This is a genomic window from Flavobacterium sp. (genome assembly GCF_020217025.1).
Lineage (GTDB): Bacteria > Bacteroidota > Bacteroidia > Flavobacteriales > Flavobacteriaceae > Flavobacterium.
Genome location: NZ_JAIWOF010000070.1, coordinates 1 through 10000, shown reverse-complemented (window position 1 = coordinate 10000; position 10000 = coordinate 1). Strand labels below are relative to the sequence as shown.

Sequence of the window (10000 nt, the reverse complement as noted above, 5' to 3'; positions counted from 1 at the left end):
TTTATTTGCACGGGCGGAGGGATTCGAACCCCCATCAATGGTTTTGGAGACCACTATACTAGCCCTTGTACTACGCCCGTTTGTTAAAAAACCAGCAGCGAACTGCTGGTTTTATTTATTATCGACTTATAATTAGTCTAAAATTTCAGTAACCTGACCAGCACCTACTGTTCTACCACCCTCACGGATAGCGAAACGTAAACCTACTGATAAAGCGATAGGGCTTAATAATTGAACATCAATTGTTAAGTTATCACCAGGCATAACCATCTCTACACCAGCTGGTAAAGAAATAGTACCAGTTACGTCAGTTGTACGTACATAGAACTGTGGACGGTAGTTATTGTGGAATGGAGTGTGACGTCCACCTTCTTCTTTTTTCAAGATATATACCTCAGCTTTGAAGTGAGCGTGTGGTTTAACAGATCCTGGCTTAATAATAACCATTCCTCTTTTGATATCTTCTTTAGCGATACCTCTTAATAATAAACCTACGTTATCTCCAGCTTCACCTCTATCAAGGATTTTACGGAACATCTCAACTCCTGTAATAGTGGAAGTTAATTTGTCAGCTCCCATACCGATGATTTCAACAGCATCACCTGTATTAGCAACTCCAGTTTCGATACGACCTGTAGCAACAGTTCCACGACCTGTAATTGTAAACACGTCTTCAACTGGCATCAAGAATGGTTTTTCAACGTCACGAACTGGTAATTCAATCCAGTTATCAACTGCATCCATTAATTCCATGATAGTTGCAACCCATTTTGGATCACCGTTTAATCCACCTAAAGCAGAACCTTGAACAACAGGACCATTATCACCATCATATTGATAGAAAGATAATAAATCTCTGATTTCCATTTCTACTAACTCTAATAATTCAGCATCATCAACCATATCCACTTTGTTCATGAATACAACCATTCTAGGCACACCTACTTGACGACCTAAAAGGATGTGCTCTCTTGTTTGTGGCATAGGACCATCTGTAGCAGCAACTACTAAGATAGCACCGTCCATTTGAGCAGCACCTGTAACCATGTTCTTAACGTAATCCGCGTGACCTGGACAGTCAACGTGAGCGTAGTGACGGTTAGCTGTAGAATATTCTACGTGAGATGTATTAATAGTAATACCTCTTTCTTTTTCTTCTGGAGCATTATCAATTTGATCAAATGATTTTGCTTCTGATAAACCAGCATCAGCTAATACTTTAGTAATTGCAGCTGTTAATGTAGTTTTACCGTGGTCAACGTGTCCGATAGTTCCAATATTTAAATGGGGCTTCGAACGATCAAAGGTTTCTTTTGCCATGATTTAATAATTTAATCTTAGTTATATATTAGTGTTCAAAAAATAAACTTTCTTAAGAGCCAATGACGGGAATTGAACCCGTGACCTCTTCCTTACCAAGGAAGCACTCTACCCCTGAGCTACACCGGCTTTTGTGTATTCAGAAGTTAGCCATCAGAATTCAGAAAAACCAAATCCTTCTCTCTAAATTCAAAATCTCGTGGGGAGAGCAGGATTCGAACCTGCGAAGACGTAGTCAGCGGATTTACAGTCCGCCCTCGTTGGCCACTTGAGTATCTCCCCAAACCTTTTATATTAAGTCGCTTACAACTTTGAGCCGATGGAGGGACTCGAACCCACGACCTGCTGATTACAAATCAGCTGCTCTAGCCAGCTGAGCTACACCGGCAACTTAAATATAAAAAGTCCGCTATTTCTAACGGACTGCAAATGTATATAATTTATTTTTGAATCAAAACATTTTTTATGTTTTTTTTCTTTTTATGAATGCGCTCTTAATTTTTCTTTTCTTTTAACAATAACTCTCTCCAATGAATCTACAGACAAATCAACACCTTCTTCAAAACTTTTTGCTGTTTTTTTTACCAGAAAATCATCACCTGGAACTATAATTTTAATTTCAACCGTTTTATTTTCTTTATCACTGGTATTTTCAAGTCTTAAAAAAACTTCTGCCGATACTATTTTATCATAATACTTTTCCAACTTATCCATTCTTTCTTGAATGAAATCTACCAATTTTCTGTCTACATTAAAATTTACTGCTTGCACATTAACTTTCATAATTCTGTTAATTAAAATGGTTATACAATCGAATTATTTTTTACTTCTTGGATGTGCCTGTTGATATACTTTTTTTAATTCAGCCAAACTACTGTGTGTGTATATCTGAGTGGACGACAAACTAGCGTGACCTAATAACTCTTTTACGGAATTTAAATCGGCTCCATTATTCAACAAATGCGTTGCAAATGAATGCCTAAGAACGTGTGGACTCTTTTTTTCTTTTTTCGAGACAGTACTAAAGTAATCATTTATTAATCGATACACAAACGATTCACTCACTTTATTTCCGGTTTTAGATAAAATTAACATCTCCTTATCCTTAATTACCTCTAAATGATTTCGTTGTTCTTTGTAGCATTTAAGCAAATTTAACGTACAATCCAACATTGGAATAATCCGCTCTTTGTTTCTTTTTCCAACAACACGAATTGTTTTTTGAATTTCATTTACGCTATTCAATTTTAAATTTATCAACTCAGCCCTACGAATTCCCGTTGTATAAAAAAGCTCAATCACCAATCGATTTCGAATTCCCTCAAAATCATTCGAATAATCATTATCTGAAAAAACATCTTGCAATTCTTTTTCCGAAAATGGAATTTGAACTTTTTTTGCAGTTTTTAAAGATTTATGCTTTAACAAAGGATTTACCGAAATTTGCTTCACCTTTAAAAGAAACTTGTAATATGATTTTAAAGCTGAAATTTTACGATTTACGGAAGTTGTTGATATGTTTTGTTCTACCAACATCACTATCCAGCTTCTAATATGAGGATAAACAACCTCTTCAAGACTCACCGATTGCTCTTTTAAATATTCTTGAAAAGAATAAATATCATCCAAATACGCTCGAACCGTTAAAGGAGAATAGTTTTTCTCTTTAACCAAATAATCTTGATATGCTTGTAGATTTGTAGCCATAAAAAAACCGCTAACAACAAAGTTACACTTTATTTATTAGCGGTTGATATAGTTTATTCAAAAAATATTAACTCTCTAACGAGTCTCTTAATCCTTGAATGTAAGATGCTTTTTGGATCTTAGCTCTGTTTAAAACAGATGGTTTAATAAAAGCCTGACGTGCACGTAACTGACGAACAGTTCCTGTTTTATCAAATTTTCTTTTATAGCGCTTTAATGCTCTATCGATATTTTCTCCGTCTTTAATTGGTATAATTAACATAATATAGACACCTCCTCTCGTTAAGGGTGCAAATGTAGAAATTATTTTTTAATTACAAAACTTCTATTTGTCAAACTTTTAAAAGAATTGTTTTTAATAAAAAAGAACTCCTATCTGTTTAAAATAGGAGTTCAATATTATTTACTAAAAATATTATTTAACCGCCGGTTTGTAGTTTTGATTATCAATAATCATTTTTGATAAAATCTCCTTCAAAATTTCAGAAGTTCCTCCACCAATTGGACCTAAACGACTATCTCTTAACAAACGTGCTAAAGGATATTCTTCCACATAACCGTAACCTCCTAACATTTGTAAACAATCGTATATAGCCAAATCTGCAACTTTTGTTGATTTTAACTTAGCCATTGTAGCTTCTTTCACCACATATTCACCTTTATTTAATCTTGCAACAGCGGCATAGTTGAATATTTTACAATGCTCTACTTCTGTTGCATGCTCTACCATTGTATGTCTTAATGCTTGAAATTTATTAATAGGACTTCCAAAAGCTTCACGCTGTGACATATATTCTAAGGTATACTCAATTGCATATTCTGCACGTGCATGTGCATTAATCGCCATAATTAAACGTTCTAAAGCAAAATGTTGCATGATGTATGGAAATCCTTTCTCTTCTTCACCCATTAAATTTTCAACAGGAATTTCAACATTATCAAATGCAAGTTCAGCAGTATCTGATGCTCTCCAACCTAATTTATCTAATTTAGTAGCTGAAATACCAGGCGTTTTTGCATCTACTAAAAATATACTAATTCCTTTATTTCCAAGTTCTGGATTGGTTTTAGCAGCTACCACATAATAATCTGCATAAACTCCGTTAGTAATAAAGGTTTTAGAACCATTGATTATAAATTTATCTCCGTTTCTTACTGCAACTGTTCGCATTCCTGCCACATCACTTCCTCCGAATGGTTCTGTAATACATAAAGCTCCAATTTTTTTTCCTGCGATACTTGGCGCTAAATAATCTTGTTTGATTCTTTCATCACCTTCTGCATTTAAATGCGTCATAGCTAAATAAGCATGAGCCCACATAGCTGCGGCAAAACCAGAAGATTTCACTTTTTGAAGTTCTTCTAAAAATATAACAGTATAGAATAAATCCAAATCCATTCCACCATATGCTTCAGGATAATTCAATCCAAAGAAGCCCATTTCTCCAAATTTTTCCCAAATAAAACGCTCAATAGTTCCTGTTTTTTCCCATTTTTCAATGTGAGGCACCACTTCTTTATGTAAAAAATCTCTAAAACTTTGTCTGAATAATTCGTGTTCTTCTGTGAAATACATTGAATTCATAAATCTGTAATTGTATAGGTTGTTTTATTGGTAATATTTTTAAAAATCCAAATATAAGGCTATTATTTTTATTTTTTCGTTAGGCATTCCCTTAATTTTTGTTAAATCATCAATATTCTTAATGCCATTATTCATAGTCCTATAGATGACAATTTCTTTAGCTAATGCATAATTAAAAAAGGGAAATTTTGCTAATTCTTTCTGTGACAAATCATTGATTGCAATTTTCTTTATTCCGTTTTGAGTTTTTACAACAAATCGTTTTTCTAAATCCGCTAGAGCTTCCGGACTAATTCCCCATATAAATTGGAATTGTTCCATACTAACAAAGCATCCAAATTTTTCTTTTTCTTGCAAAATCTTATCTGCTAATTTTTCTCCGATACCATAAACCGCAATTAAATCTTCTCTTGTTGCAGTATTAATATCTTTTTGAACTATTTTTTCTTTTTCCTTTGGTAAAAATTTGTGAAACTTTTCTGAAGTGACATTGGTTTTATTTTTTACCCAATCTGGAAATTTGAAGTAAGGACTAACTTTTGCCAAAAAAACATTAGAAACCTGAGTTACTTGTTGAAACTCTTCGGCAGAATTTACAAACTTTCCTTTTTTTCGATAAGCATGTAAACGATCTATTTCCTGAATTGTCATCCCTAACTTATACCCTTTATAATCAGTAATGTAATTTGGATTAAATGGATAAATCGTATCTTTTTTGGTAGCTTGACTATTTTTTAAACTATCAATTTCATTTTGTACAGATAGCCAAGCTTTGTCTTCTGCAGTAGTAGTTTTTGAAATAAAATTATCTTTTAGAAAAAAATATCCTAACTGAACAACAATAATGATTGCAAACAACAAAAAAATCCCACTTCTGTGTTCTCTTGAAAACAGGAAGTAGGATTTAAATTTATTCATTTTAAAAAAATTAATCGTTTTTTCTAATAGACTCTTCATCATTATCCGAGAAAGAATCTGGTTCTTGAACAGGTGGAGTAGTTAAAACTTTATAGAAAAAATAAAGTGTCAAACGAATAACAATTCCTTGCGCCAAAACCATTGTAATTAATGCTGCTGAATTCATAATGTAGCTCTCCCTTCTTTAACACGTTTCTTGTAAGCAACGTAAACAATTATTGAAATAAACACAAAAAGTGACAACAATAACATTCTTCCAATAAATTTATACAATGTATTGTTGGTAAAATTCCCTTTAGCAATTGCATCACCTGGTTTGATAACATCACCAACCTTTACAATAGCTTCTTGATTTAAACTTGAATCAAATTTATATTCTTTTGTATCATTAAATTTTTCAACAAGAACTTGATTTGACACTTTATCAAATTTCTTTCTCTCGCTTTCAAATTCAAATTTTATATAATCAGATTTTACGTCAATAACTTTTCCAGAAACAGCACCCGAGCCTTCAAAGTTTTCAGCGAAATAATTATCGGCAAACCATTCTTTATTATTGGTATCGTTGTTCTTAATTTGATTAACCCAATCCGGAATACTTGACACCAAAACAGCACCTAACAATAATGGTGTAATAATCAAAATTACATATTTAAAGAATTTAGGTAATTTGATATCAGCTCCTTTATTGATTTCCTCCCAACCTCTATTGATTCCAAAGATATAAGAAAACAACACTGTTTCTAAGAAAGCAAATACAACCAAACTCACAGTTCCAGCCCAATAATCATATTGATCAAAAACTCCTTGATTATAGAAAATAACAGTTGGTAATCCCATAAGTAATGCTAAGGCTCCAAAAGACCATGCTCCTTTATTTTTAGACCAGCCAAATTCATCAGACATGAATCCCATCCATGGAGTTCCCATTGCTAATGAAGAAGTAATTCCGGCAAAGAATAAAAGTCCGAACCAAAACACACCTGCTAAGATAGCTAAAACACCACCCCATTGTTGAAACAAATAAGGCATTGTTTGGAAAGCCATACCAAAACCTGCATTTTGAATAACCCAATCTAATCCTAAGTATCCAGCAGCAATAGGAATAACAATTAAAGAACCTAAAACTACTTCAACGAACTCATTCATAAATCCAGCAGATACAGCATTTAAAGCCACATCATCTTTTTCTTTTAAATAAGCCGCATAACAATGAATGGTTCCCATACCTACTGACAGCGTAAAGAAAATTTGACCTGCAGCAGCTAACCAAACTTTAGGATTTGCCAATGAATCAAATTGTGGTGTCCATAAGAAATTTAAACCATCCCATGCATTTGCATTTGGAAAAATATCCGAAGCTCCACTAGTACCTAAAGTAACTCCTCTTACGGCTAAAATTACACCAAATAAAATTAATAATGGCATTCCAATTTTAGCAACTTTCTCGATACCTCCTAAACCTTTAGATAAAATCCAAGTATTTAACAACAAACATATAATGTAAAAAAGAACTGCTTCATAAGGAATTCCAGTAGTAGACTGAGAAATATCTACATAAGAATTGAAGAATCCTGCTACATCTGCTTGACTCATTCCGTCAAATGTTCCTACAATTGAGTGATACACATAAGACATTGTCCAAGACTCGATATAACAGTAATATGCAGCAACGGCAATGTTAGTAAAAATTCCAAAAACACCGATATATTTCCATACACGACCCTTAGCCATTGTATCTAATATATAAGGCGTACTGTGGTTACCAAATTTTCCACCGAAACGACCTGTTGACCATTCAATCAACAATAATGGAATTCCCATTAATAAAAAACAAACTAAATAAGGAATAATAAAAGCTCCTCCTCCATTCTGAACTGCTTGAACTGGAAATCTTAAAAAATTCCCTAATCCAACAGCATTTCCAGCCATAGCCAAGATTAGCCCTACGCGTGAACCCCACGCTTCTACTTTTGCTGCCATATAATTTTATTGGTTGTTAATGCTTCAAAGATAATAAAAGTATCTAAAATTCAAATAAAACTTACACTTAATGAAATTTTATAAGTCAAAAACTGAGCTTCTTTTAGTTTTTATCATATCTTTTAGCTTTAAAAGAAAAGCCAAAGTAAGATACAATCCAAATCCCAAACCTACTGTTACAAAAGATATATAAATGAAAAACAAGCGAACATTTGTAGCTCGCATACCTAATCTATCAGCCAAACGAGAGGCTACAAAAAATCCATGTTTTTCAAAAAAATGCAATAGGTTTTGGACCATTTTTAAATATTTTTTTTCAAAAATACGATTATTTTTTAAGAATAAAATGTCCGATTGCGCAATCCAAACACTTTTTATAATCGCAATAATTCTTTTTTAATTGCAATAAGGCTTGAGATTCATAGACATTTTTAGAACGTATTCCAAAAATTTCAAACTTCTCTATAATCATATTTTGTTCTGAAGGAATTGTAATCGCTAAGTCAATTAATTCCTGTGTGATTTCTTTTTGTTGGCTTCTGGCATAAGCAAATCGAAGCGGAATGATTGTATTGATAACCAATAAATCGATAAATGATTTGGAAAGTTTTTTCATCTTTTTTGAACTTTCTTTATCCAAATTATAATGTGTCTCCCAATATTGACTGACACCAACGTTAAAAACCTTATACAATTCATTCACAGAATTACAATTCATAATCAATGAAAAAAGATTCTTTCGATGAAAATACAAATTAGCCAATTGCGCCAAGCGAATCGTAGGGAAATTATCAGGACGATGCTTGAAAAATTCCACCGAGCCAGCTACTTTTTCATGTAGTTGATATTTCTGAACTAAATAATAATACGATTTCTGCAGTTGTTTCGCATAACTATCTTGGAAATCATGAGAAAGTAAATTTGCTTGACCTAATAATAAAGCTTCTAATGATTCCAAAGAAAAAGATTCTTTTCGAACAACCGAAAACGGAATCGATTTTACAATTTTATAAAACATTTCGCCATTCGTATTTAAACCAAAATTTTTAGCCAAAAGACAAAACAAAACCGCTTCCCAATCATGATTTAAAGCTTCCACTAAGTCAAAAATCAGTTGTGATTTTCTTTCTAAACGATCAAAAAACAAACGTTCTTGCCAATTATTAAAAATAAAATCATCTACATTTCGCAGCTCATTTTCACAATAAATCCAAGATTTCTGACTTACTAACGATTGATATTTATGCAAATCTGAAAGTGCTACATATTTTTTGAGTTCTAAAGTTGGAATTTCGGAATCATCTTTCCTAAATATAGGTACATCATACTCCCAAACAACATGTAAAATCACCGAATCATAATTGGAATCTTTCTCATGATTGTGCACATACCAATCCGATGACTTGAGATGAATTTCTACATTTCCAGCCCATTTTTGATTTCCGATAACAAGTTGTGCATTGAAAAAATCAGGTCCAGCAAGTTGTAAATATTGACCCGAATTGAGAATCTGAATCGATTCTCCTTTTGTAGTTTTTAAATTGGCAATATCAAATTTCTTGAATTGCCACACGTGGTGCAAAAAATCTTCTTTCATTCTGTATGGCGTATATAATTGAAAAACAAAGATAAAAAATTATATTTGCTGAACAACCCAACATTTATGAAAAATTTTATAACCATCACATTATTAAGCCTTTTTACGTTCGCACAATCTCAAACAAATGCAAAACCACCAAAAGGATTCAAAATAACCTACACCAGAAGTTCCAACGGAAAGCTCATCGAAAATCAAGATGCCATTTTAGTTTTCACAAATCCGACAGAAACCTTAGTTACTTCTGAAAAAATGAATTCTGGGAAAGCAGATTTTCCATTTGAACAAACGTTAATCAATCGCACTGAAAATAAAATTGTTCAGGTTACCCAACTCAAAAAAGAGAAATCGGTTACTACGGTTGATAGTCTTTCGTTGGCAAAACAAAACTTCGAGTTTTTAACGGAAACTAAAACTATTTTGGGTTACAAATGTCAAAAAGCAAAAACGATAATCAACTCAAACACGATTGAACTTTGGTATACCAACGAATTACAAGTAAATGGAGCCCCGACAACTTTAGGGCAAAACATTGGTCTAGTTTTGGAAATGGTTCGTAATGGGAATTTTGTTATTTCGGCTACTAAAATCGATAAGATAAAATCAGTTAGTCCGAGTTTAATTTTACAAAAAAGCACAACCAAAAGTCCTTTTTTAGATGGTTTGACTTATAAAGATTTGGTATGGAAAAGTCGCTTTACTACCATTAAAGTATTCGAAAATGAAATCATTAATTTTTCAGACGCTTCCAAATCAAATGATAGTATTTTACGATTTGCAAACGGAACTATCATTTTGAAAAAAATCACTTTTCCTGAAATTAAAAAAGGAGATTTAGTCTTTTTAGATTTAACCGAACAATCAAATGGCGATGCTTATGACAGAACGGG

The 10000-nt window shown here is 32.7% G+C and carries 11 protein-coding genes and 4 tRNA genes; 1 reads left to right on the top strand and 14 read right to left on the bottom strand.

What is annotated here, in order from left to right; translation table 11 throughout:
* Positions 1-8: 8 nt before the first annotated feature.
* The 14 genes from LDL23_RS03350 to LDL23_RS03285 all read right to left on the bottom strand — a co-directional run bounded on the left by LDL23_RS03350 (position 9) and on the right by LDL23_RS03285 (position 9110).
* Positions 9-80: transfer RNA gene (locus tag LDL23_RS03350), tRNA-Trp, on the bottom strand.
* A gap of 52 nt (positions 81-132) precedes the next feature.
* On the bottom strand, positions 133-1320 hold the full coding sequence (gene tuf, locus LDL23_RS03345) for an elongation factor Tu (protein WP_026724875.1): 1188 nt from the start codon (positions 1318-1320) through the stop codon (positions 133-135).
* Between the two features lie 57 nt (positions 1321-1377).
* Positions 1378-1449: transfer RNA gene (locus tag LDL23_RS03340), tRNA-Thr, on the bottom strand.
* Positions 1450-1520: 71 nt separating this feature from the next.
* Positions 1521-1602: transfer RNA gene (locus tag LDL23_RS03335), tRNA-Tyr, on the bottom strand.
* Between the two features lie 32 nt (positions 1603-1634).
* Positions 1635-1708: transfer RNA gene (locus tag LDL23_RS03330), tRNA-Thr, on the bottom strand.
* Positions 1709-1800: 92 nt separating this feature from the next.
* Positions 1801-2103: a ribosome-associated translation inhibitor RaiA gene (gene raiA / locus LDL23_RS03325; protein WP_026724876.1), complete on the bottom strand. Its 303-nt coding sequence runs from the start codon at positions 2101-2103 to the stop codon at positions 1801-1803.
* Between the two features lie 33 nt (positions 2104-2136).
* On the bottom strand, positions 2137-3027 hold the full coding sequence (locus LDL23_RS03320) for a tyrosine-type recombinase/integrase (protein ID WP_291264447.1): 891 nt from the start codon (positions 3025-3027) through the stop codon (positions 2137-2139).
* Positions 3028-3094: 67 nt separating this feature from the next.
* Positions 3095-3289: a 30S ribosomal protein S21 gene (gene rpsU / locus LDL23_RS03315; protein WP_291264446.1), complete on the bottom strand. Its 195-nt coding sequence runs from the start codon at positions 3287-3289 to the stop codon at positions 3095-3097.
* 153 nt (positions 3290-3442) lie between these two features.
* Entirely contained in the window at positions 3443-4612 is a 1170-nt protein-coding gene (locus tag LDL23_RS03310) for an acyl-CoA dehydrogenase family protein (RefSeq protein WP_291264445.1), read from the bottom strand.
* A 39-nt stretch (positions 4613-4651) separates the two neighbouring features.
* Entirely contained in the window at positions 4652-5530 is an 879-nt protein-coding gene (locus LDL23_RS03305; RefSeq protein WP_291264444.1) for a helix-hairpin-helix domain-containing protein, read from the bottom strand.
* Between the two features lie 10 nt (positions 5531-5540).
* Positions 5541-5696 carry a hypothetical protein gene (locus LDL23_RS03300; RefSeq protein WP_291264443.1) on the bottom strand — a complete coding sequence of 52 codons (156 nt, stop codon included), beginning with the start codon at positions 5694-5696 and terminating at the stop codon, positions 5541-5543.
* Positions 5693-7513, bottom strand: a complete 1821-nt coding sequence (locus LDL23_RS03295) for a sodium-dependent transporter (protein ID WP_291264442.1) — start codon at positions 7511-7513, stop codon at positions 5693-5695. Before LDL23_RS03295 ends, LDL23_RS03300 begins: the two co-directional genes overlap by 4 nt.
* Positions 7514-7591: 78 nt before the next feature.
* Positions 7592-7813, bottom strand: coding sequence for a PspC domain-containing protein (locus tag LDL23_RS03290; protein ID WP_194093121.1), 222 nt, complete (start codon positions 7811-7813; stop codon positions 7592-7594).
* 28 nt (positions 7814-7841) lie between these two features.
* Complete coding sequence (locus tag LDL23_RS03285) at positions 7842-9110, bottom strand: DUF2851 family protein (RefSeq protein WP_291264441.1); 1269 nt, start codon at positions 9108-9110, stop codon at positions 7842-7844.
* 66 nt (positions 9111-9176) lie between these two features.
* Here LDL23_RS03285 and LDL23_RS03280 point away from each other — a divergent pair.
* A partial coding sequence (locus tag LDL23_RS03280; protein WP_291264440.1) for a GLPGLI family protein occupies positions 9177-10000 on the top strand: 824 nt, incomplete at its 3' end.